We start from the raw sequence: 24240 nt of genomic DNA on the forward strand, positions 1-24240 counted from the left end.
GTTAAGGACTATCTTGAAGTTTTTCTCAAAAAACACATTTTTTTATTTATAAAAGGTACTTTTTTCGCGTATAAGACAAGCGAGTGCTCTTAGTTGACTTTGACCAATATTGACGTATAATAAGCTTAGTTCGAATCTTACAAAAAGTAAGTCGGACGTATTCTTTTTGATTTAGTCAAAAAAAGACTATAATAAAAAGGTGAGAGCTGAAATTTTTCAGTGATCTATATTATTTAGGAGGTTTGTAAATTATGGCAAAAGAACATTATGACAGAAGTAAACCACACGTTAACATTGGTACGATTGGACACGTTGACCATGGGAAAACTACTTTAACTGCTGCGATCACTACAGTATTAGGCAAAAAAGGCCTAGCAAATCCTCAAGACTATGCTAGTATTGATGCAGCTCCAGAAGAACGTGAACGTGGGATTACGATCAATACCGCACACGTAGAATATGAAACAGAAAAACGCCACTACGCGCATATTGATGCACCAGGACACGCGGACTATGTGAAAAACATGATTACAGGGGCAGCACAAATGGATGGTGCAATCTTAGTTGTTTCTGCAACTGACGGTCCGATGCCTCAAACACGTGAACACATTTTATTGTCACGCCAAGTTGGTGTAAAATACCTGATTGTTTTCTTGAACAAAGTTGATTTAGTCGATGATGAAGAATTGATCGATTTGGTAGAAATGGAAGTTCGCGAGTTATTGAGCGAATATGGTTTCCCAGGCGATGACACTCCTGTGATCAAAGGTTCCGCATTAAAAGCATTGCAAGGCGATCCAGATGCTGAAGCTGCTATTATGGAATTGATGGATACAGTAGATGAATATATCCCAACACCAGAACGTGATACAGATAAACCATTACTATTGCCAGTGGAAGACGTCTTCTCAATTACAGGTCGAGGAACTGTTGCCTCAGGTCGTATTGATCGTGGTGCTGTTCGTGTCGGTGATGAGGTAGAGATCGTAGGGATCAAACCTGAAACACAAAAAGCAGTTGTAACAGGTGTAGAAATGTTCCGTAAAACGTTAGATTACGGGGAAGCTGGGGATAACGTAGGCGTGTTGTTACGGGGGATCCAACGTGACGATATCGAACGTGGACAAGTGCTTGCTAAACCAGGTTCCATTACTCCACATACAAAATTCAAAGCAGAAGTGTACGTGTTGACAAAAGAAGAAGGTGGACGTCATACTCCATTCTTCAACAACTATCGTCCACAATTCTACTTCCGCACAACTGATGTTACAGGAACAATCACATTGCCAGAAGATACAGAAATGGTCATGCCTGGTGACAACGTGACGATTGATGTTGACTTGATCCATCCAATCGCTGTTGAAAACGGAACGACATTCTCAATTCGTGAAGGCGGACGGACAGTGGGTTCAGGTATCGTTACAGAGATCGAAGCATAAGAAACGCGACTCGAATATTTTGGTAATGAAAAATGTTTAAAATAAAAGAGCGGTCCAAACAGGATTTCTGTTTGGACCGCTCTTTGTTCTTCAATTGTATAAGAAGAGATTGTAGAAGCATGAACTTTCGTTTTACTTCAGTCTCTTTTATTCATCATGAGAGTGTTCATCTATCGGTATGCAGTTTTTAATACTTTCTTCGTATCCATTTTTTCAAACCACTTATTCTACCTTGTGTCTGCTCAACTGGCGCATTATCAATAATCAGCAAAGCAATCATAACATATGCAATCCAACTATCTCTAGAATATAGAGTATAACGTGAGACCCAGTTTGTAGCGTACTTGCTTTTATATTCTCTTAATCCATGGAAAGAATAAAAATGAGAACCAAACTCGTAAACCAAGTATGCAATCCTTTCCTGTAAAAAACTCTTTCTGGAAGTTCCGACATTTGAAAGAGGGGCCATCCCTAAATTGAACCATTGGATATGTTCTTCTTTCATATAGGCAAACAAATGCAAGAACAAGAAATCCATACTGCCAGAAGGTGCTTTTTTAGGATCATATCGCATCAGATCAATCGTTCCTACTTTATTGTTCGTGTAAGTAGGCATGATCGTTGCAAAAGCGACAATTTCTTCTTGGGTATTTTTGACAACTGCAATAGGCGCTCTTTGTAGATAATCTTCAGAGAAAAAGCCTAAAGAAAACCCTTTTTCCTTTCGTGAACCCAACCAATTATCAGAGATATTTTTGAAAGTACTCATTTGCTCAGTAGAAAATGGTGGTTGTAAGACATCAAATGTAAATCCTTCTCGTTCGATCCGATTCAAGACAGCACGAGTGCCCTTCATTTTTTTCCCTGAAGTTGTAAAACTATTCAGGTCTACATAAGCTTCTTCCCCCATCTTAATGAAATCGTAGCCGAATTCATGCAAAATCATAACAATCTCTTCGCTTGTTTCGTAGAAAACTGGTAAATAGCATAGTCGATCTGTTTCTTCGATAAAAGCTTCGATTGCTTCTGGAAAATCTTCTTTCTTACCAGAAGGATCACCCATTACAATACATTTATTATTGAAGCAAGCGAATTGGAGAAGAACAGTTGGTTCACCGTCTTTTTCATAGGCAAACATCCGCTTATCTTTTAAGAAGATCAATTGACTATCGGAGTTTCCTCCATAAGTTGTAAGGATCTTCAGGGCCTTTTCTTCATTAAAGGCTTCGCCAATCTGTTTCTTTTCTCCTTGAAGGAAATGAACAAATAGAACGATCATGAAACTAACAGCGATGATGGCCAACAATCCCGAAAACCAAATCTTTTCAGAAGGAAATAAGAAAAAGGAAATAAAATGGTGACGCCGATGAGGGAAATCCGGCAGATTGTATACCCCAATAACGATGTAAAGCAAGGACAGTGCACCAATAATGATTCCATCGATCGTACGCCACTCCCATGAATAGATCAATTGTTCCCGAAATAATTCGTTTTTAGAAGCAAGAATGATCAGAAGCAGAATAGACAAGAAAACCACCGGTGTGAAACTAAAATCACTTAATAAAACATAAAGTAAAGCTAGAACAATCAAGAAGATTGTAGGCAAATATGCTCGTTTCACACGTGCTGCGATCCCTCTGCCCATAATGATTAAAAGAAATCCCAATAGTATACTAGGAAATTGGATAATAAAATGAAATTTCAATGGGTTCAAACTATGAAGCCAGCGAAACTCTGTAAAAGCTTGCGGGATAGTGGCAGAAAGTACTAGCATGATTCCAGAAAAGTATAATAAGACAACCACGATTTTATGCGCAATTTCTGTTGCTAATTGTTTAGGGATACCAGAATAACGCTGATCAAAAGTGGAACCGATATTTTTGAAGAAAAAGACGATTCCAATCAAAAACGGAATGATGTAGTAGAACAGGCGATAGAGCAAGATCCACACAACGACTATTTCTCTTGGCACACCAATAGCGGACAACCCGATAATCATCATTACATCGAAACTCCCAATTTCTCCTGGAATCATAGACACGATTCCTATCACTGAAGCAGCAATGAATAACGGAATTGTTTGCCACAGATCAATCCGGATTTCCATTAAATAACCAACAGAAAGGAAACTAAACAGGACACCGGTCCATTCCAACAATGAAACTAGCAATAGCTGTCCTTGAGTTTTAAGTGAGGTACCACCAAGGAATCCTTTCTTTTTGAAAGTAGTAAATAAAAAGACGACAGGAAAATATAGACCGCCGCCGATCAACCATATCCAATATTGCTTCAAAAAAGGAGCAACTGGCGTGAAGACTACAAGTAAAAAAGAAAGCAGACTGTAAATAGAAAGTCCAGCCATCAAAAACAAGAAAACTTTCGATAATGCTTGGATCACGTTTCTGCTCTCTTTCTTTTGTCCATATAGTTCAGAGCGAAGCCCCACACTAACAAACCCGCCGAAACCGGCAATATTGTTGATTGTATTGATCAGCCAGCTTGTCTCAAACAAGTAACGAGGATTCTGCTTTTGTTCAAGCATCCGATTCAAAATAATATCATAACCAATCATAGGTAACACAGAGACAAGACCAATCAACAGCATAAGTCCGCTTTTCCATACAGGTATAGTGGCAAACGTTTCTCCTAATTGCTGGATAGATAGAGTTTTACCGATGGACATCAATTCACCGACAATAATGACAATGACAGAAATCAAAAAGATTGTTTTGAACAGTCCTAGGTGGTTTTTCAGCCATTGTATGGTATTTTTTAACAAATAAATCACCTTCTATTCCTAATAGTTATGTTTCAGAAAGAAATTGAAGAACTTCTCGATTGAAGCGTTCAGGATCTTTTCTAGCTAATTCATGTCCTTGTTCTTTCACAAGCACAAAGGAAGCTTTTGGTATAGTTTTAGCTATATACAAAGAATGTTTTAGCTTGATTACATCTTTTTTTCCCACGATGATCAAAGTGGGGGAGTTGATTTTTTTTAAATCATTTTCTGTAAGCCCGATGTCATGCAGCAAAAGTTTGATAACTAAAAGATTTTTGCGAAGACTTGGGCGAAATAAAGAGAGTAACCATACCCATGCATAATGAATATTACTGATGACTCTGGCAGAAAAACGAACGCCTTTAACAAGCGTGTTTCCAGAATTTAAAATCAATCGATGAACTTTTTTAGGGAAGCTGCTGGCAAATACCAGTGCTAGATTTGCTCCATCACTAAATCCAAGAAAATCTGCCTGATCGATTTTTTCCAGCAACATGATCGTATTCAGATCCTCGGCCATTAACTGAAAATTCAACATAGATGCTTCGTTTGTCGAACGACCATGTCCTCGGCTATCTACTAGATACACGGTATAGTAGCGTTCGAGTACAGGGACCTGTTCTGAAAAAAAGCGGCCGCTGCCGTCATTGCCATGCAGTAAAAAGAGAGGGAAGCCTTGACCGCTCTTTTCATAGTAAATTTCGCTCCCATCTGGCATTTTTGCATATTTCTTTTCTTTTTTCACATAATCACCTACTGTGTAAAGTATAACGATTATATCAGTCATTGGGCAATTGTTTTTACTGAAAAACAACGATCATTTTCGTAAGATGACAAAAAATACAGGAAAATTCATTTTTTCTTAAGGCGTACACAGAAATCAAGGAAGAAATAGCCAAGAAGATAAAGAAATAGTAAGATAAAAAAAGATGTCAAAATAACTAGGTGATGAAATGAAGCGAAAACGATTATCTATTATCCGTATTCTTTTTTACATGATCATTCTGACGGTTATTGGTGCGGTGTTGTTTTTAGGAGGAAGAACTTATCGTTCGGTAAAACGAGTGGAAAGCTATCAAATAGAAATAACAACAGCTGCAAAAAATTATCATATGGAAAACTACGAGAATTTGATCAAGGCGATAATATTGACCGAATCAAAAGGAAAAGGGACAGATCTCATGCGGAGCTCGGAAAGTCTGCATGGAGAAGCTGAGATCATTGATAATCCAGCTGACAGTATTGATCAAGGTGTCAAATATTTGGCGGAAATGATAGTAGAAGCAAAGAAACAAGGATGCGATTTATGGACAGCTGTCCAAGCATATAATTTTGGGAAAGATTATATTGCCTATGTAAAAAATCATGGCGGAGAAAACACAGTAGAATTAGCAGAAGCGTATTCTAAAGATGTGCTGAGCCCACTTTTAGGAAATGAGGAAGGGAAACAATACCGATATTGGCGGATCCAGTCCTTGCTTTACAATGGCGGCTATCTCTATCATAATGGAGGTAACATGTTTTATCCTGATATTGTCAAAATGAATGAAAAAATAATAGAGACCTATGAAAAAGTTTTTAAGTAAAATAGCAGGAAATGTTCAATCATGAATAAAATTAAATGAAAGAAGGAGTGCGCAAATAGTGGAAAAAAGGCAAAAAATGGAAAATCAAAAAGTGGGGTACACAACCAAAGACTGGATGTTACGGTTTGTGAAGGGAATGTTTATCGGTTCAGGATTTATCTTGCCAGGAGTCAGCGGTGGTGCATTAGCAGCTGTCTTTGGCATGTATGAGCGGCTGATTTCTTTTTTAGCCCACCTTACAAAAAATTTCAAAGAAAATGTTTTGTTTTTTCTGCCTGTTGGTCTAGGCGGAGTGACAGGCATCTTTCTACTTTCTTTTTTAGTCAGTTTTTTATTAGGTGCGTATGAAACAACGATATTATGGTTTTTTGTCGGATGTATCGCTGGAACTGTTCCTGCGTTATGGAAAGAAGCAGGGAAAAAAGGAAGAGATACTTCTGATGTGATCATCATGGTTGTTACTTTTGTTCTGGCTTATTTGTTTTTATTATACGGCGCTCAATTATTTGACGGGCAAGTCGATCAGAATTTTGGAACATGGCTGATTGCCGGCGGATTGATTGGTTTGGGTATGATCGTCCCAGGATTGAGCCCTTCTAATTTTTTGGTGTATATGGGATTGTATAAAGCGATGGCTGACGGATTTAAAGAAGTACGACTTGAAGTGATTGTGCCGATCGGAATTGGTGGGATTCTTTGTGTTCTTGGATTGTCAAAAATCATGGATTACATTTTCTCAAAGGCATATAGCAAGCTATTCCATTTCATTTTAGGTGTAGTTTTTGCTTCAACGATTATGATCATTCCTACCGATTACGCGGGATTGGGAGTTGCTGGGGTACTAGCTTGTCCTGTTCTTTTTATAGCCGGTACAGCACTAGGTTGGTGGATGAGCCGTTTGGAGGAACAATATAAGTAAAGATAGATTGATAATAAAAACAGCACACGGGTGATTCAAACAAAAAGGTTGGCATCTTTTTTGTAAAATCATTCGTGTGTTTTTCTATAAATTTTATAAAAACAAGTTGTTTTTAATCTTGGAACACGCTAGACTTAAACACGTGATTATTTTTGAAAGTTGGCGGAAAATGGAGAAAAAGAAAATGAATGGACTTACACAGCAAGAGGTAGTTCAGAAAATGGCTTCTGGCCAGCAAAATGACTACCAGGAAGATGCATCAAAAAGTACAAAACAAATATTCAGCGATAATATATTGACGTTATTCAATTTTCTGAACTTTGGTATTGGGATTTGTCTGTTATTTGTAGGTGCGTATTCCAACATGGCGTATTTAGCAATTATTGTCGTCAATATCGTTATTGGAATTTATCAAGAAATACATGCAAGAAATCTTGTACGGAAATTATCGATTGTTTCCCAATCAGAAGTACTAGTGATCCGGGACGGTAAAGAACAATCGATTTCTACTAAAGAGCTGGTATTAGGAGATTTGGTAAAAATCGGAGCAGGAGAACAGATACCAGCCGATTTACAGGTTATATCTGGACGGGCAGAAGCAAATGAAGCTCTTTTGACAGGCGAATCTGATTTGATTGTCAAAGAAACTGGAGCTGAATTGCTTTCTGGAAGCTTTTTGACAAGCGGTTCTGTCATGGCTGAAGTTATCCGAGTAGGTGCAGATAATTATGCTGTCCGCTTGACTAGCGAGGCAAAGACTCACAAAGCTATTCGTTCTGAACTTGTAGATTCGATTCGCAAAGTATCCAAATTCACTAGTTTCGTGATTATTCCTTTGGGGATCATACTATTTTTGGAAGCACTGTTCATCCGCGATGCTTCTATCAAAATTTCTGTTATTGCATCTGCAGCAGCTTTGTTAGGCATGCTTCCAAAGGGTTTGGTATTGCTAATAAGTATTGCATTAACGACAGGGGTAACCAAACTGGCAAAAAAACGAATCCTTGTTCAAGACATGTATTCAATTGAAACGCTGGCCCATGTCGATACATTATGCTTGGATAAAACAGGGACCATTACTGAAGGAAAAATGAGTATCCAGCGGGTAGAAGCACTACATCCGCTGTACGAGAAAGCCATCCCAGAAATTATGGGGACGTATCTGGCAGAAAGCAGTGATAACAACATCACTATGCGGGCTATGAGAGATTATTTTGAGCTTTCTAATCGGTATGATGTGACAAACAAAGTCGCATTTTCTTCTGATCGCAAATGGGGCGCGATGGAATTTCCAGAACTGGGAGTCGTGTACGTAGGAGCGCCTGAACGTTTGGTGGAAGAAGATCGGCTTCCGGACAGTCTAAAAACAGCCCAAGCGAATGGCTATCGCGTACTTATGTTAGGGATCGCTCCAAATCAGCAATTGAACGAAGAAAAACCAGCATTTGTTGAGCCGGTTGCTCTGTTTGAAATCGATGATCCAATCCGAAAAAACGCTCAAGAAACACTAGCTTATCTTCATGAGGAAGGTGTGGATCTGAAAGTGATTTCTGGAGACAATCCTTTTACTGTCTCCAATATCGCTAGACGTGCAGGATTACCGAATTATGATGCGTATGTCGATCTTTCTCAAATTACTGAAGAAATGGAAGTGCGAGAAGCTGCTCATCGCTATACGGTTTTTGGACGAGTGAGTCCTCAGCAAAAGAAATTGCTGGTAAATGAATTGAAAGAAAGCGGCAGAACGGTTGCAATGACAGGCGACGGTGTGAATGATGTTTTGGCGTTAAGAGAAGCAGATTGTAGCATTGCTATGGCAGAAGGTGATGGAGCAACACGTCAGATTGCGAATCTGGTATTGTTGGACTCTGATTTTACTACATTGCCAGAAGTCCTGTTTGAAGGACGCCGAGTGGTCAACAATGTGACGAAAGTCTCAGGCATCTTTTTTATCAAAACGATTTATTCATTTATTTTATCGATTATATGTGCCGTTACAGCAATTGGATTTCCGTTTATCCCTATCCAAATCACGCTGATTGATTTAGCGATTGAAGGGTATCCTTCCTTCTTTTTATCTTTTGAACAAGATAAAAGAAAAATCACTTACCGTTATTTGCCTACAGCACTTATTAATGCTTTACCAAATGCCTTGCTTGTAGTAGTGAATATCATTGCGGTGTATCTACTTGGAAAAACATTCGCATGGGGAAATGCTGAAACTACTACTTTGATGTATTACTTGCTGATTGGGATCAGTTGCATGGCAGTTGTAAAAGCTTGTTATCCCTTCAACCCATTGCGCATCTTCCTAGCAGTAACGACGATCGTAGGGATATATGTAGCTGCAATGCTGTTCCATGGAATTTTGGAAGTAAACTTAGGGTTGGGAGAGAGCGTAGGATACTTCTTTGTATTCATGCTCGTAAATATTGTTCTTCGAGTATTGTACTGGAAGGCTGATATTCAAAATCAGTTACTGAAAAGAGTAGCAAATTGATGCTTAATGAGATAGAAATGTGTTATACTTGAAAAAGCAATGAAATATGATACAATCAAACATGTATAATTGTGTCCTTTAAAATCGCACTGATTTCAGTTAGTGCGATTTTTTACCGGTTATTCTCCTGAAATATCTTCTGTTAAACCCAAAAGATATCAATAGAGCAGGGGGTGGAAAAATGGCTCAACGGATTCCTCAAGAGGTTATCGAAACAGTACGCAGTCAAACGAATATCGTTGAGGTGATTGGACAATATGTCCAGTTGAAAAAGTCTGGTAAAAATTACTTGGGGCTGTGTCCTTTTCATGAAGAACGTACACCGTCTTTTTCTGTTGCAGAAGACAAGCAGATTTTTCATTGCTTTGGTTGTGGTAAGGGCGGAAACGTGTTTACTTTTCTTCAAGAACTAGAAGGTCTAAGTTTTCCAGAAGCAGTGGTAAAAGTGGCAGACTTCGAACAGATACCGTTAGAAGATCAATGGCGTCAGCGTACTATAGCTGTCCAAAATCCTGAATCTGCTACGGGGAAACTGATTGCTGCTCATGAAAAAGCAGCGGAAATCTATCATCACATGCTATTGCATACAAAAGCTGGACAGCCAGCTTTAGAATATTTGCAAAGTCGTGGGTTGTCTTTAGAATTAATTGAAGAATTCAACATAGGTTTTGCACCTAATGAGCGTTCTTTTCTTCAGCAAGTATTCAAGAATGAATCAATTTCAAATGAATTGTTAGAACGCTCTGGATTGTTTGTCACGCATGATGATGGCCGTATGTCTGATCGTTTTTATCAAAGAGTGATGTTTCCACTTCGTAATTCTCAAGGCCAGACGATCGGTTTTTCAGGACGCTGGCTTGCACCTGAAAAAGGGCAGGAAAAAGATCAGCCCAAATACTTGAATAGTCCAGAAACAGAACTGTTCAATAAAAGACAAGTTTTATTTAATCTTGATAAAGCAAGAAGCGATATCCGGAAAAACGGAGAAATTTTGTTGTTCGAAGGGTTTATGGATGTGATTGCTGCATGGCAGGCTGGTATCAAAACTGGATTAGCTTCTATGGGGACAAGTCTAACAGCTCAACAGATCCAACAAATGGAAAAGCTGACGAAAGAATTGGTCTTTTGCTATGACGGAGACAACGCAGGTTTTGAAGCAACCAATCGAGGGATTGAATTGCTTCGGCAAAACAGTCGCTTAGCACTTTCTGTCGTAGTCGTTCCAGAAAAGCTTGATCCTGATGAATATCTCCGTAAGTATGGAGAAGCATCTTTCCAAGAATTAGTGGCTCATGGGCGCGAAACAGTCTTTACTTTTAAATCACGTTATTTAAAACAAGGGAAAAATTTAGATAATGAAAAAGACAAGATCGAATACCTCGAAGAATTACTAGTTGAACTTAGCCGAGTTGTTTCACCAATCGAACAAGATATGTATCTATCTCAACTGTCAACAGAGTTTCAGATCGGCAGAGAGACGATACAAAAACAACTGCGCGATCTTCGAAGGACAAATCAGCAAAATCGTCAAGAACCTCAGGAAAGTCAACACACTCAGGTTACGAGACAAGAAACTGCACGGAAAAAGAGACCTTTGACGCAAGTAGAAAAGGCAGAGCAGATTCTATTATATCGTGCATTTAAAGAAGTTTCTGTCCGTAATATTTTAAAAGAACGAGAATTTCAGTTTATTCATGATGCATATGCAGAAGTTTATTTTTTATTCGATGCATATGTCTCACAACATTATGAATTCAACCTTGCAGAGTTTTTAGACTTTTTGCAAGATGAAAATTTAAGGCGGTTGGTGGTGGAAATCGAATATTTACCGGTGGCAGAAGAAAGTTCGCCACGAGAAATCCAAGACTTGCTAGATGTGATCAGCAAATCTGGCTTAGCTGATGAAATAACATTAAAAAAACAAATGCAGCAAGAAGCCAGACGAACTGGAAACAAACAGCTTGAGCTTGAATTGACGATTGAAATCATCAATTTAACGAAACAGTTAAAACAAGCCAAATAGCTACTCAAGGGGGGCCTTCTTTTATGGCAAATGGAACAGATAAAAAAACGTATGAAGCAGCAGTAGCAGCTTTCATCAAAGAAAACAAACCCAAACGACAAGTTGTATATGATGATTTATCCAATCAGCTTGCTACACCATTCACTTTGAATGCAGATGAAATGGACAAATTGATCCAAAAGATTGAAGACGCAGGTATCAGTGTGGTGGATGAAAATGGTGATCCATCAATTCACAGCTTGAAGAGTGCTGAGAAAAAAGCTGAACAAGCAAAAACAGAAGATCTATCTGCGCCAACCGGTGTAAAAATCAATGACCCGGTTCGTATGTATCTGAAAGAAATTGGCCGTGTCTCCCTTTTAACTGCGGAAGAAGAAGTAGCGTTAGCATTGAAAATCGAAGAAGGCGACCAAGAAGCGAAACAGCGTCTGGCAGAAGCAAACCTTCGTTTAGTAGTAAGTATCGCTAAACGTTATGTAGGACGAGGCATGCAGTTCCTTGACTTGATCCAAGAAGGAAACATGGGACTGATGAAGGCAGTTGAAAAATTTGACTACCGCAAAGGATTTAAGTTTTCAACCTATGCTACATGGTGGATTCGTCAAGCCATCACTCGAGCAATCGCTGACCAAGCACGTACGATCCGTATTCCAGTTCATATGGTTGAAACAATTAATAAATTGATACGTATCCAACGTCAATTGCTGCAAGACCTTGGAAGAGAACCTACGCCAGAAGAAATCGGTGCGGAAATGGATCTTCCAACAGAAAAAGTCCGAGAAATCTTGAAAATCGCGCAAGAACCTGTTTCACTTGAAACGCCAATCGGTGAAGAAGATGACTCTCACTTAGGTGATTTCATAGAAGATCAGGAAGCAACAAGTCCAGCAGAACACGCAGCTTATGAGTTACTAAAAGAACAATTGGAAGATGTACTAGATACATTGACTGACCGGGAGGAAAATGTCCTTCGCTTACGTTTTGGTTTAGATGATGGCCGGACGAGAACATTGGAAGAAGTAGGGAAAGTATTTGGTGTTACTCGGGAACGTATTCGTCAGATCGAGGCTAAAGCATTAAGAAAATTGCGCCATCCTTCTCGTTCAAAACAATTAAAAGATTTCTTAGAATAAGCATGAACTATTGACCAGAAGAGAAATCAGTAAAACTGTTTGGTTTATTTTAAAAGAAAAAAAGCTTGAGACTACGCAGTCTCAAGCTTTTTTTTCTATAGGAAGGAAATTCATTCATTATTTTTAAGTAAATCCTAAAAATAAGCTATTGGCGTGACGTATAGAATATGATAGATTAAATGGTAGCGTAAACCTAGTAAAGGAGCCGATCGCTAAGTGATGAAAAAATGTCCAAATTGCGGATCGAAAAAAATGGAGCAGAATACTATCTGTCCAGACTGCGGTCATCAAATAACTGCAGAAGATCAGCAAATAAAAGAATCAATTGAAGAAACAAATACAGATGCAGCTATGCAGGATAAATCAACTGAAGATGCAGTCTTTCCTGATACAGAATTAAACGATCCAATCGAATGGTCGGAATTGAAAGATTTACCTCTAGAATCTGTAATGGAATTATTCGAAAAAGCAGAACCAGAAGACGAAGAACCACCTGCTCACGATCAAGTAACTAATATAGAGAAAAATGAACAGAAGAAAGCAACTGTTCATGAGACTTCGGAAGAATCAGGAAAGAATCAAGAAGAAACGCTTGAATCAAAACAAAAAAGAAGAGTAGCTGAACTGAAAGAAATCGTCGATAATGAGGAAGAAAATTCGATACTATCCGCTTATATCAAAGCACATCGTGAAGATACAAAAGAAGAGCACGCGAAAGAGCTGCTCAAAATGATCAGTGAAAAAATTGCACAGGAAAACAAAGTAGAGCCAGAACATGAAGCTGAAAAAGACACTGAAAAAGACATTAGTGGAGTAAACGCTGCAGGTAAAGAATCATTAAAAACGAATGATCTAAAAACGAATGATCTAAAAACGGATATCCCGGAAAAAACTGAAACATTGTCTGAAAAACAATCAGAAGACGAGAAATCGAATGGGTTGCCGGAAGCAGATAAAAAAGAAATGCTCGAAAAAGCAGACAAGAAGGCAACAGAGTCGGATGGAATAAATAATGAAGCCGATGCTGAAACTCAATCTGCAAGTGAAGATAGCACTGCTCTTGAAGCTAAAATAGAAAAAGAAGAGAACCAGCCTGAGCTGATTGAAGCAGAAACAGAACCAATAACAATCGTGCCAAATACTGAAAAAACGCCTCAAGAATCAAACCCAGAAAAAAAAGATTTAGATAAGACACAAAAGAAAAAATCAAAAAAAGTGCCGTATCTCGCTTTAGCAGCAGTTCTTCTACTAGGTGGGGGAGGCTGGGCTTATTATGACCATCATCAAAAAGTAGAAGCCGAAGTAGCAGCAGAAGCAAAAAGACAGCAACAAATGGAAGAACTTCATGAGAAACTTGCTGCCTTTTATACAGATGATCACCATCAATTTATTCGTGCAGATATGATTCATCAAGATTTATCAAAACTAAAAAATGATTTATCCAGTCTTAAGAATGAAAAAGGATATTCAGAGTTAGAAACAACTTACCAAGATATCCAATCTAAGATCCGAGATATCCAAAAAGTGAATGAGTGGTTCATAGCACCTGCCATCGTCGATGATCATCTAGCAGATGACATCAAGTTGAAAGCAGATAAAGAGATCCAAGCAATCGAAACGGATAACACAGATTTTGGAAAATTGATTCAACAAGCACAAACAGAAGCTAAAAATCAATATGCTGAATTGCAAACAGCTAAAGAAAAAACAGCTATAGTCTTTAAAGACGGAAAAGTAGTGGATTCAGCAACACGCGACCAATACAAGACGGCAAAAGAAGCAGTAGAAAAAGTGAAAAATACAGATCTATCTGCTCAGTTGAATGAACAATTGCAACAAGTAGATAAGATGCTCACTGATAAAGAGAAAAAAGAAGAAGAGGAAAAGAAAAAAGCAGAAGAAGCGAAAAAAGCAGAAAAAGCGAAAAAAGCAGCTGAAGAACAAGCAAAACAAGCCGCTCAAGCAGCAGCTGCAGCTCAAGCCGCTCAACAAGCTGCGGTCGCACAAGCAGCACAGCAAGAAGCGGCATCCTCGACCCCTTCCTCTTCAAACTCAGCGAATCAGCCAATCAAATCTGCCAGAGCAAGTGATATTGCCGATGCATCTAATCCAGCATGGACGTGGGCACCAGGTGTCCAAAGCAAAGTGATTGCTACATGTATCCAACGTGGATATATCGTTGAAGGAGGATACAGATTAGAAAAAGCCAGAATCGAAAATGGGGAAGGCTATTACAATCTATATGCCACTTCAACAAAATCTGCATTGATGAAAGGCATTGGAGAAAGTGCTTTGCCATTTTACATCGTAACCATCAACTGTAAAACTGGATGGTTCGGAGGAAATGGGAGCAATTAATTTTAGGCAAATGAAAGAGGCTGTGAGCCTGCCGTTTAACACCGTTTATTCGAAAAAGGGGAGTATGACACAACTGTTGTCATACTCCTTTTTTCACCTTTCCAAACCAAGGCTCAGCTATTCAAGTAGATAACATTATGTTATGATAGCAAAGAAATGTATTAAGAAAACCTTTCACTATAGAGGGAGAAAAAAATGAACGATTTATTAGCAACTATATTTACAGGTATTATTATTGATGAAAATGAAAAAAACTACTTTGTCCAAAAAAACGGACAAACCTTTGGCTTAAGCAAATCAGAAGGTGAACACAAAATCGGTGAAGCAGTGGAAGGATTCGGCTACCAAAATCAAAAACATGAAAATCGGATCACTACACAAATTCCTAAAAGCCGTATCGGTCATTACGCTTTTGGAATCGTTACTGCTACACGAAAAGATTTAGGTGCGTTTGTCGATATCGGTCTTCCAGATAAAGACTTTGTCGTATCTCTTGATGAATTGCCGACAATGACAGAGCTATGGCCTAAAAAAGGGGATCGCTTGATGATTTCCCTTAGAGTTGATGCAAAAGACCGTATTTGGGGCAGTTTAGCAGATGAAAAAATATTCAAATCTTTAAGCAAATATGGAACAGAAGAAATGAAAAACAAAGATGTGATAGGAACAGCATACCGCTTGAAATTAACAGGTACGTACGTTTTAACGGAAGATTTCTATCTTGGGTTTATCCATCCTTCTGAACGATATAATGAACCTCGTCTAGGCGAGCAAATAAAAGGTCGAGTGATTGGTGTCCGACCAGACGGTGTACTGAATCTTTCATTGAAGCCAAGAGCATATGAAGCTATATCAGATGATGCACAAATGATTTTAACCATTTTAGAACGTTCTGCAGATCAGCAAATCAACTTTACAGATAAATCGGATCCAGAAGAAATCATGAAAGCTTTTGGTATCAGCAAAGGAGCATTTAAGCGCGCATTAGGTAATCTTTTGAAACAAGGATTGATTACACAAGAAAACGGTGTGACAAAACTAGTCAAAAAATCTAATTGAGAATCCCTTGCATGTTTTTCTTAACTAGCTTATAATAATTTTAATTAACATAGTGTTATATCTTTTTTTATTTGTAATTATTATAAATTGTTGGGGTTGAGTAAATGGTCATGAATGCTATTTCGGCGATGAAAAAAACAAAACAGCAGCTACATGAAGCGGGGTTTAAGCTGACACCGCAAAGAGAAGCTACTCTGCTTGTGCTTTTGGAAAATGAGAAAGAGCATTTATCTGCAGAAGAAATCTTCTTTTTAGTGAAAAAAAAGAGTCCGGAAATTGGACTTGCTACTGTTTATCGAACCCTTGAAATCTTGACAGAATTGAAAATTGTCGATAAAGTAAGTTTTAATGATGGATTAGCCCGTTATGATTTGAGAAAAGAAGGCGCCAAACATTTCCATCATCATTTACTATGCTTGAACTGCGGCACGATCGAGGAAGTAGAAGAGGATCTTTTACTTGAAGTGGAGCAAGTAGTAGAAGAACGTTATCATTTTTTAGTAAAAGATCATCGGCTAACGTTCCATGGAATCTGTCAGGAATGCTATGAAAAAGAAAAAAGAAACCAGTCCGTCTGAGTGTCTAGACGGCTTTTTCTTTGCTCAGATTATGGAAAAAGACTATCAGAATGAAGCGGTATCTGATATGATAGAGAGGCATGAGGGGGATTATTATGAAAGAGCAAATCAACGATTATCTCCACTACTTGAATATTGAACGGGGATTGTCCGCCAATACACGACAAAGCTATGAACGTGATTTGGAACAGTACTTGCATTTTCTACAGGAGCAGAAAATTGCTTCATGGCAGGATGTCGATCGCTTTTTAGTCATCCGTTTTCTGGAGAAGTTGCATGAAGAAAAAAAAGCGACAGCAACTGTTACTCGGATGATCTCAAGTCTCAGAAGATTCCATCAGTTTTTACGGCAAGAGCGTATCACTGATCATGATCCGATGCAACATATCGATACGCCGAAGAAAGCACAGAAATTACCAAGTACATTGACTCTGACAGAAGTAGAAAAGCTGATTGAAGCACCTGATACGACAAAAACGTTAGGGATAAGAGATCGTGCAATCTTGGAAGTCATGTATGCTACAGGGATGCGCGTCAGTGAATTGATTGGATTGAAATTGGGAGATCTTCATCTTTCTCTTGGACTGGTACAGACAGTTGGAAAAGGAGATAAAGAGCGGATCATTCCTTTAGGTGATTATGCGATCCAATGGCTGGAACGCTACTTAGACGAAGCACGTCCATTACTTGTAAAGGACGCATCTGAAATGCATGTATTTGTCAATAATCATGGGAAAGGTCTTTCTCGGCAAGGAATCTGGAAAAATCTGAAGCAGCTAGTACGAGAGGCTGGGATTTACAAAGAAGTAACACCACATACGCTGCGGCATAGCTTTGCCACACATCTGCTAGAAAATGGAGCTGATTTGCGGACAGTACAGGAATTGTTAGGTCACGCGGATATCTCTACGACTCAGATTTATACACATATCACGAAGAAAAGAATGACGGATGTTTATAAGCAGCATTTTCCAAGGGCTTAGTCATAGGAAGGTGAGAAGATGTTAACACATTACCGGAAAGAAAACCGTAAAATTGCTATGGGACTATTGAGTTTCCATAAGAAACTGACAGGTAAAACTTCTTTGTTGAAGGAGATTGATACGTACGAATCTGAAGACGATTATGAACTTTTTTTCTTTACGCCAGAAGGTTCAACCAACATTCAAGGGATTATTGGTGTTTACTGGGCAACGAACGATCAGCTGATCATCCATGACATTTCTTTGAATCCGTCTTATCGCGGTGAGAATATGGGCTTTCAAATGTTAGATGAATTACAGGAAAAGTACCCGGATGTCTCCATCCGTGCAACTGAAATCACAGAGCCTTACATTGGAAAATGGCTAGCAAAGAAAAAGAAGAAAGAGTGAATGAGTTGACGGAGATCAATATTAAATTAGATGTATTCGAAGGTCCTCTCGATCTGCTGCTTCATCTGATTCAGCAAATGGAAATCGATATATATGATATACCGATCGCTACGATCACGGAGCAATATATGAATTATATCCATACAATGAAAACACTAGAGCTAGCTGTTGCAGGAGAATACTTAGTGATGGCTGCTACATTGATGGCAATCAAAAGCAAGACATTGCTTCCTGTCCAAGAATTCGTCACAGATGATGAAGAATTATGGGAAGAAGATCCTCGAGAAGAATTGGTCACTCAGCTTTTAGAATACCGTAAATATAAATATGCAGCTGAAAGACTGACAGAAAAAGCAGAGGAACGAAGTCTTTATTACACAAAAGAACCTATGAACATCGATGGGTTAGCGGATGCTGAAAAGCCGTTGAAGCGAGGACAAGTCAAAAAAATCGATTTGATCCGTGCCATGCAGAAAATCTTAGAACGTAAGAAATTTTCTCAAAAAGTGGAAAAAACGATCACGCCCGATGACACAACGATCGAAGAACGAATGGTATTTATCGAAGAGCGTATAAAAAGAAATGCGCATGGCTGTACTTTCGATTCTTTTTTTGAGTCACCTTCTAAAAGTGAAGTTGTCACTACTTTTATGGCTTTGCTAGAATTGATGAAAAAAGGGCAGATCATTGCGCAACAAAAAGAAAACTATGAATCAATTATGCTTTATCCAGCAGTAGGAGATACCGAACATGACGAAATTAAGTGAACTTGAAGCCCTTCTTTTTATTGTTGGCGAGGAAGGGATCAGTAATGAAGAATTAAGCGGACTGTTAAATCTCAGCGAAGCAGAAGTCACAAGTTTAGTGAAAGAATTAAAAGAATCTTACACTCAAAACTCGCACTCAGCTTTGCATATTTTTGAAACGGAAAGCCATTATGTATTAACGACTAAAAAAGAGCTGGCTCCCTTACTTAAGCGATATGCGCAAGGGACATCAAACACATTATCTCAAGCCGCTGTCGAAACCTTAGCAATCATCGCTTATAAACAGCCAATCACAAGAGCTGAAATCGAGCAGATTCGAGGAGTTCAGGTTTCAGGAGCGGTACAGCGTCTAGCTGCCCATAAACTGATTGAAGAAAAAGGTAGAGTAGAAGGGCCAGGTCGGCCGATATTATATGGAACAACTGGCTACTTCTTAGATTATTTTGGTTTGAAATCATTAGAAGAACTGCCTGATACACAAGAAATGGAAATTTCATTTGAAGAAGACGTGTCACCAGATCTATTCTTTGATGGAATGAATAAAGGAGAATAATTGTAATGGAAAGATTGCAGAAAGTAATTGCCCACGCTGGCATCACTTCTCGTCGAAAAGCAGAAGAATTCATCCTTGCAGGACGTGTAAAAGTAAACGGACAAGTTGTAAGGGAATTAGGGATAAAAGTTGGGAAACATGACACTGTGGAAGTGGATGAAGTCCCAATTTATCAAGAAGAATACGGTTATTATTTATTGTACAAACCTAAAGGAGTTATTTCTGCTGTTGCAGATGACAAAGGAAGAAAAGTTGTTACGGATCTTTTGCCGATGGTAAAAGAACGTATCTATCCTGTAGGTCGACTGGATTACGATACTTCGGGGATCTTGCTACTGACAAATGATGGAGATTTTGCTCAGCGCCTGACACATCCAAAACATGAAGTGGATAAAGTTTACGTTGCAAAGGTAAAAGGGATCGCTACAAAATCGATGCTTGCACCTTTGACAAAAGGAATAAAGATCGAAGGACGAAAAACATCTCCAGCTAAATTCCAAATTTTATCAGTGGATCCTAAGACAAACCACAGTATCGTGGAATTGACGATCCACGAAGGACGTAATCATCAAGTGAAAAATATGCTTCAAGCAGTTGGTCTTCCTGTGCAAAAACTAAAACGTGAAAAATACGGAGATCTGACTTTACAAGGCCTACGTCCTGGAGATTACCGTGAACTGAACAAAAAAGAAGTCAGCAGTTTGCTGAACCACTCAAAATGAACACTTACTTTTTATAAGTGTTAGATGTTGCGTTTTTTGAATAGATATGTATAATGAATATGTAAACAAAAATTATATAAGGTTCGTCTTCAGGGGCAGGGTGAAATTCCCGACCGGTGGTTATAGTCCACGACCTATTTTGCAAAAAATAGCTGAATCGGTGAAATTCCGATACCGACAGTATAGTCTGGATAAAGAAGATAGAGCTTATTTGACGACGCTTGATCAAATAACTCTAACTCTATTTTCCCTGGAAAATAGAGTTTTTTCATTTGGAGAGAAACGTCAAAAAGTTCGCTGAAGAGGAGTCCTAACAGGAGGATTTCAAATGAAGAACACCCGTGTACAGAAAATGGTTGCAGTAGCGATGTTTGCTGCGATCGCGTTAGTTTTACAGTATTTTGCTTTTCCGATCATGCCGGCTTTTAGTTTTTTGAAGATCGATTTTAGTGATATCCCGGTATTGATCAGCATGTTCTTATTCGGTCCAGCGGCCGGAGTTGCAACAGCGTTCTTGCGTTCAGTATTACATCTGCTGACTACAGGTTTTTCTCCGGATAATTTGGTAGGAGACACTGCTAGTTTCTTATCAACAACGATCTTTACATTCCCGATTTATTATTTCTTTAGTGTAAAGAAACAGCATAAAGGAAGAAACAAATTTTTAGGTGTCATTACAGGAACCATCGCTCTAACTATTTTTATGAGTATCGCAAATTATTTCGTTATTACGCCTCTTTACTTAATGTTTTTAGGACTGAACGCAACACAGATGCTAGGCATGTCTTTAGCAAACTATGTACTGATTGGGATCGTTCCTTTCAACTTGATCAAAGGATTCATCGTGAGCGCTGTCTTTTTAGTGCTGCATGCGCAACTTCTTCCATGGTTAAGTCGAAAACAACATCAGTTCGAACAACGTCATACAGCAGTCAAATAATTATCAAAAAGATCAAGAAATTTCTTGGTCTTTTTTTTTGGAAAAAAATACAAGACATGCAATAATGTAAACGTTTTATTTGTTTGTTTTGAGTATTTTTTTGATTTATGCATAAAAATCAATCAATTCTTTGCAAATGTGAAATTCTTCTCCTTTTAAAAGACGAAAATGTTTGTTTATAAAAAAAAGGAAACGCTACAATGAAAAAGAAGAAAGCTTTAAAAACCTGAAAAAAGAGGAGGGAATAGGGAAAAACGAACTTTTTGAACAAAAGTTTTACAAAATGCGTGTTATTATTTTTGTTCTGATACTCTTTTTGATAAAATAACATTAGAGCCAAAATTGTTGTCTCTAACGGAAAAGAAAGGAAGAAGAAGATGGAACAAACAAAAAAGAAAAAATTTCAAATGCCTTCAGCGTATACGGTCTTATTTATTATTATTGCAGTAATCGCTGTACTTACTTGGTTTATACCAGCTGGGCACTATAGTGTAGACGATGCAGGCAACATCGTCGCTGGATCATATGAACGAGTACAACAAAATCCTCAAGGGCTGTGGGATATTTTCATGGCGCCAATCAATGGGATGTTAGGTGTACCAGCGGGGGAGCTAACTAAAGAAACACCTGCTGCAATCCCAATCTCTTTCTTCATTTTGGTTGTTGGTGGATTTTTAGGTATTATCAACAAAACAGGGGCACTAGATGCCGGGATTGCTTCAGTTGTGAAGAAATTCAAAGGAAAAGAAAAAATGCTTATTCCAGTATTGATGCTGTTATTTGCATTAGGCGGCTCTACTTACGGAATGGCAGAAGAAACGATTCCATTCTATGCTTTACTGATCCCAGTTATGATGGCTGTAGGCTTTGATACAGTAGTAGCAGTAGCAATCGTATTAGTAGGGTCTCAAGTAGGCTGTCTAGCTTCAACGGTAAATCCTTTTGCAACAGGCGTAGCTTCACAAGCTGTTGGGATTTCGATGGGTGAAGGTATTGGTCTTCGATTCTTGATGTTCGTTATTTTGTTAGCTATTTCTATTGTATATGTGTATCGTTATGCATCAAAGATCGAAAAAGATCCAACAAAATCATTAGTATACAACCAACGTAAAGAAGATATGAAGCATTTCGATATTGAAGCAATCGGTCGTCAAGAAGTAATCACGAAAAAACAAAAACATGTTAATGTATTGTTCTTTATTACTTTTGGTATCATGATCATCAGTTTGATTCCTTGGACAACCTTGAATGCGAATTTCACGATTTTTGAATCATTGACAAACTGGTTAACAAACCTTCCGGTACTAGGTACTGTTCTAGGTAAAAGCATGCTTCCATTAGGTGACTGGTACTTCCCAGAAATTACTATGTTATTCTTAGTAATGTCCATCGTAGTAGCAATCACTTATGGCATGAAAGAGTCTGAATTTGTCTCTGAATTTTTAGCTGGTGCTTCTGATTTGATCGGTGTAGCAATCGTAGTAGCTGTTGCTCGTGGTATCCAAGTGGTTATGAACAATGGATTAATCACAGACACCATCTTACATTGGGGCGAACAAGGATTAAGTTCATTATCTTCAAGTGTATTCATCATTATTACATTTATTTTCTATATCCCTATGTCATTCTTGATTCCTTCAACTTCCGGCTTAGCTGCTGCAACAATGGGAATCATGGGACCTATGGGTGAATTTGCCGGCGTCGGTAAGGATTTAGTAATCACTGCTTATCAATCTGCATCTGGTTTAGTAAACTTAATTACACCAACATCTGCTATCGTAATGGGTGCTGTAGCAATTGCTCGTTTCGATGTTTCAGTGTGGTGGAAATTTACCGGTAAATTAATTGCGATATTATTTGTAGCCATCTGTGTGATCCTAGGTGTAGCAGCAATGTTCTAAACCTAGACAAATACAGGTACAAGGTCTATCATAAGAATGAAGAAACCGATAAACGGCTATCGATAAGCACGTGGACAAGTCAATAGCTCCATTCAGTGAGTGTTTTTTCTTTCATCATTTGTTAAGAACATTCTGCTTGCTGATGGAGCAGGCTTAAAACGTCATTATTTGAGAAGAAGAGGTTGTGTCGGAGGAATTTGACATGACCCTTTTTAACATATTAGGAGGATAATATCATGAAAAAATTTGTGACAGAACAACATCATGAACAAGCATTAGAATCATTGAGCGAATTGATCCGAATTCCTTCCGTACTAGATGAAGCAGATTCAGGACAAGGACATCCCTTCGGTAAAAAAGTGATTGAAGCTTTGGATAAAGTATTGGAAATCAGTGAAAAGCTAGGATTTAGAACATTTAAAGATCCAGAAGGCTATTACGGTTATTCAGAGATTGGCTCTGGAGATGAATTATTCGGTATCTTGTGTCATATGGACGTTGTTCCAGCAGGGGACGAAAATAATTGGGAAACAAAACCATTCGATCCAACTATAAAAGACGGCTGGTTAGTTGGTCGCGGATCCCAAGATGACAAAGGTCCTTCTATTGCGGCAATGTATGCCGTCAAAGCTTTGATTGATGCTGGCGTGGAATTCAAGACACGTATTCGTTTTATCTTTGGTACAGATGAAGAAAATTTATGGCGTTGTTTAGAAAAATATAACGAAAAAGAAGAAGGAATTACGCAAGGATTTGCGCCAGATGCTGAATTTCCTTTAATTTATGCAGAAAAAGGCTTATTGCAAGCTTACTTGACAGGACCAGGAACGAACGAGTTTTCTGTAAAAGCTGGAGGAGCGTTGAATGTTGTTCCTGATGCAGCTCCTTACTCTGGAGAAAAGCTTTCTGAAGTAAAAGAAGCGTTGAAAAAACACGAATTCGATTTCGAAGAACAAGGTGAAGGCATCGTCGTTCTTGGTAAAAGTATCCACGCGAAAGATGCAGCACAAGGAGTGAATGCTATTTCTCGTCTGGCAATTGCTCTTTCAGAAGTATTCGATTTTGGCCCAATCAATTTCTTAGGAAAATTAGTTCAAGAAAATGCAACTGGTGAAGCTGTCGTGGGCAAAACAGAAGATGAACAATCCGGCGAGCTAACGATGAACTTTGCAAGTTTGGAAATCACACCAGAACAAACAAAAATCGGTGTAGATATGAGAATCCCTGTTACATTCAAGAAAGATGATTTAGTAGCTAAATTAACTAAAACAGCAGAAAAATATGGGTTGACTTATGAAGAATTTGACTTCCTTGATTCATTATACGTGCCACTAGACAGTGAGTTAGTGAAAAATCTATTGGGGACATATCGCGATATTACTGGAGACATGACTGAACCGTTTGTATCAGGCGGCGCTACTTTTGCTCGTACGATGAACCAGTGTGTGGCATTCGGTGCGATGTTCCCTGATACTCCTGACTTTATGCACCAGGCGAATGAACGATGGGAATTAAGTAGTATGTATAAAGCAATGGAAATTTATGCAGAAGCTGTGTATCGTTTATGTGCTAAATAAAAATAAACATACAAAAAGGGCGGATATTCAAAT

General features: G+C 38.5%; 19 protein-coding genes and 1 riboswitch. Of the genes, 17 read left to right on the plus strand and 2 right to left on the minus strand.

The genetic code is table 11. From position 1 onward, the window contains the following. Positions 1-251 precede the first annotated feature (251 nt). On the plus strand, positions 252-1439 hold the full coding sequence (gene tuf, locus ACIFUW_RS05190) for an elongation factor Tu (RefSeq protein WP_002289463.1): 1188 nt from the start codon (positions 252-254) through the stop codon (positions 1437-1439). 187 nt (positions 1440-1626) lie between these two features. Here the strand turns inward: tuf and mprF are convergent, their stop codons facing one another. Beyond that, positions 1627-4218: a bifunctional lysylphosphatidylglycerol flippase/synthetase MprF gene (gene mprF, locus ACIFUW_RS05195; protein WP_002300997.1), complete on the minus strand. Its 2592-nt coding sequence runs from the start codon at positions 4216-4218 to the stop codon at positions 1627-1629. Positions 4219-4243: 25 nt separating this feature from the next. Then, a complete protein-coding gene (locus ACIFUW_RS05200; RefSeq protein WP_002289461.1) occupies positions 4244-5005 on the minus strand; it encodes an alpha/beta fold hydrolase in 762 nt (253 codons plus the stop codon). A gap of 166 nt (positions 5006-5171) precedes the next feature. Here ACIFUW_RS05200 and ACIFUW_RS05205 point away from each other — a divergent pair, with 166 nt between their 5' ends. The 16 genes from ACIFUW_RS05205 to ACIFUW_RS05280 all read left to right on the plus strand — a co-directional run bounded on the left by ACIFUW_RS05205 (position 5172) and on the right by ACIFUW_RS05280 (position 24207). Then, positions 5172-5804 carry a lysozyme family protein gene (locus ACIFUW_RS05205; protein ID WP_044383407.1) on the plus strand — a complete coding sequence of 211 codons (633 nt, stop codon included), beginning with the start codon at positions 5172-5174 and terminating at the stop codon, positions 5802-5804. Between the two features lie 58 nt (positions 5805-5862). Continuing rightward, a complete protein-coding gene (locus ACIFUW_RS05210; RefSeq protein WP_002298152.1) occupies positions 5863-6723 on the plus strand; it encodes a DUF368 domain-containing protein in 861 nt (286 codons plus the stop codon). 184 nt (positions 6724-6907) lie between these two features. Next, positions 6908-9223, plus strand: a complete 2316-nt coding sequence (locus tag ACIFUW_RS05215) for a cation-translocating P-type ATPase (protein ID WP_002303731.1) — start codon at positions 6908-6910, stop codon at positions 9221-9223. A 181-nt stretch (positions 9224-9404) separates the two neighbouring features. Then, a complete protein-coding gene (dnaG, locus tag ACIFUW_RS05220; protein WP_002289497.1) occupies positions 9405-11246 on the plus strand; it encodes a DNA primase in 1842 nt (613 codons plus the stop codon). A 23-nt stretch (positions 11247-11269) separates the two neighbouring features. Next, positions 11270-12379 carry an RNA polymerase sigma factor RpoD gene (gene rpoD, locus ACIFUW_RS05225; RefSeq protein ID WP_002289498.1) on the plus strand — a complete coding sequence of 370 codons (1110 nt, stop codon included), beginning with the start codon at positions 11270-11272 and terminating at the stop codon, positions 12377-12379. Positions 12380-12595: 216 nt separating this feature from the next. Then, positions 12596-14737, plus strand: a complete 2142-nt coding sequence (locus ACIFUW_RS05230; RefSeq protein WP_002341496.1) for a cell division site-positioning protein MapZ family protein — start codon at positions 12596-12598, stop codon at positions 14735-14737. A gap of 195 nt (positions 14738-14932) precedes the next feature. Continuing rightward, positions 14933-15796 carry a virulence factor B family protein gene (locus ACIFUW_RS05235; RefSeq protein WP_002290060.1) on the plus strand — a complete coding sequence of 288 codons (864 nt, stop codon included), beginning with the start codon at positions 14933-14935 and terminating at the stop codon, positions 15794-15796. Between the two features lie 104 nt (positions 15797-15900). Then, complete coding sequence (gene fur / locus ACIFUW_RS05240; RefSeq protein ID WP_002294385.1) at positions 15901-16374, plus strand: ferric iron uptake transcriptional regulator; 474 nt, start codon at positions 15901-15903, stop codon at positions 16372-16374. A gap of 95 nt (positions 16375-16469) precedes the next feature. Next, positions 16470-17357: a site-specific tyrosine recombinase XerD gene (gene xerD / locus ACIFUW_RS05245; RefSeq protein WP_002294386.1), complete on the plus strand. Its 888-nt coding sequence runs from the start codon at positions 16470-16472 to the stop codon at positions 17355-17357. Positions 17358-17375: 18 nt separating this feature from the next. After that, positions 17376-17747 (plus strand): GNAT family N-acetyltransferase, encoded by a 372-nt coding sequence (locus ACIFUW_RS05250; RefSeq protein ID WP_002298147.1) that lies wholly within the window; start codon positions 17376-17378, stop codon positions 17745-17747. Continuing rightward, a complete protein-coding gene (locus ACIFUW_RS05255; RefSeq protein ID WP_002298145.1) occupies positions 17744-18514 on the plus strand; it encodes a segregation/condensation protein A in 771 nt (256 codons plus the stop codon). The genes ACIFUW_RS05250 and ACIFUW_RS05255 overlap by 4 nt, the downstream gene beginning before the upstream one ends. Continuing rightward, positions 18498-19067, plus strand: a complete 570-nt coding sequence (gene scpB / locus ACIFUW_RS05260) for an SMC-Scp complex subunit ScpB (RefSeq protein WP_002298143.1) — start codon at positions 18498-18500, stop codon at positions 19065-19067. Before ACIFUW_RS05255 ends, scpB begins: the two co-directional genes overlap by 17 nt. Positions 19068-19072: 5 nt before the next feature. After that, complete coding sequence (locus ACIFUW_RS05265) at positions 19073-19789, plus strand: pseudouridine synthase (protein WP_002294391.1); 717 nt, start codon at positions 19073-19075, stop codon at positions 19787-19789. Positions 19790-19870: 81 nt separating this feature from the next. Beyond that, positions 19871-19995, plus strand: a riboswitch (FMN riboswitch). A gap of 122 nt (positions 19996-20117) precedes the next feature. Then, complete coding sequence (locus ACIFUW_RS05270; RefSeq protein ID WP_002294393.1) at positions 20118-20729, plus strand: ECF transporter S component; 612 nt, start codon at positions 20118-20120, stop codon at positions 20727-20729. 377 nt (positions 20730-21106) lie between these two features. Beyond that, positions 21107-22630 (plus strand): YfcC family protein, encoded by a 1524-nt coding sequence (locus ACIFUW_RS05275; protein WP_002290168.1) that lies wholly within the window; start codon positions 21107-21109, stop codon positions 22628-22630. A gap of 236 nt (positions 22631-22866) precedes the next feature. Next, complete coding sequence (locus ACIFUW_RS05280) at positions 22867-24207, plus strand: M20 family metallopeptidase (RefSeq protein ID WP_002294399.1); 1341 nt, start codon at positions 22867-22869, stop codon at positions 24205-24207. Positions 24208-24240: the final 33 nt, after the last annotated feature.

The sequence above is a fragment of the Enterococcus sp. PLH-Efm8 genome (assembly GCF_053011625.1).

What these genes read in the sequence shown, in the direction of transcription:
- ACIFUW_RS05250 (WP_002298147.1), top strand. Translation starts at nt 17,376, where the DNA reads ATGTTAACACATTACCGGAAAGAAAACCGTAAAATTGCTATGGGACTA.
- ACIFUW_RS05215 (WP_002303731.1), top strand. Translation starts at nt 6,908, where the DNA reads ATGAATGGACTTACACAGCAAGAGGTAGTTCAGAAAATGGCTTCTGGC.
- ACIFUW_RS05280 (WP_002294399.1), top strand. Translation starts at nt 22,867, where the DNA reads ATGAAAAAATTTGTGACAGAACAACATCATGAACAAGCATTAGAATCA.
- ACIFUW_RS05275 (WP_002290168.1), top strand. Translation starts at nt 21,107, where the DNA reads ATGGAACAAACAAAAAAGAAAAAATTTCAAATGCCTTCAGCGTATACG.
- dnaG (WP_002289497.1), top strand. Translation starts at nt 9,405, where the DNA reads ATGGCTCAACGGATTCCTCAAGAGGTTATCGAAACAGTACGCAGTCAA.
- ACIFUW_RS05235 (WP_002290060.1), top strand. Translation starts at nt 14,933, where the DNA reads ATGAACGATTTATTAGCAACTATATTTACAGGTATTATTATTGATGAA.
- scpB (WP_002298143.1), top strand. Translation starts at nt 18,498, where the DNA reads ATGACGAAATTAAGTGAACTTGAAGCCCTTCTTTTTATTGTTGGCGAG.
- xerD (WP_002294386.1), top strand. Translation starts at nt 16,470, where the DNA reads ATGAAAGAGCAAATCAACGATTATCTCCACTACTTGAATATTGAACGG.
- ACIFUW_RS05200 (WP_002289461.1), bottom strand. Translation starts at nt 5,005, where the DNA reads ATGACTGATATAATCGTTATACTTTACACAGTAGGTGATTATGTGAAA.
- tuf (WP_002289463.1), top strand. Translation starts at nt 252, where the DNA reads ATGGCAAAAGAACATTATGACAGAAGTAAACCACACGTTAACATTGGT.
- ACIFUW_RS05265 (WP_002294391.1), top strand. Translation starts at nt 19,073, where the DNA reads ATGGAAAGATTGCAGAAAGTAATTGCCCACGCTGGCATCACTTCTCGT.
- ACIFUW_RS05270 (WP_002294393.1), top strand. Translation starts at nt 20,118, where the DNA reads ATGAAGAACACCCGTGTACAGAAAATGGTTGCAGTAGCGATGTTTGCT.
- ACIFUW_RS05205 (WP_044383407.1), top strand. Translation starts at nt 5,172, where the DNA reads ATGAAGCGAAAACGATTATCTATTATCCGTATTCTTTTTTACATGATC.
- rpoD (WP_002289498.1), top strand. Translation starts at nt 11,270, where the DNA reads ATGGCAAATGGAACAGATAAAAAAACGTATGAAGCAGCAGTAGCAGCT.
- fur (WP_002294385.1), top strand. Translation starts at nt 15,901, where the DNA reads ATGGTCATGAATGCTATTTCGGCGATGAAAAAAACAAAACAGCAGCTA.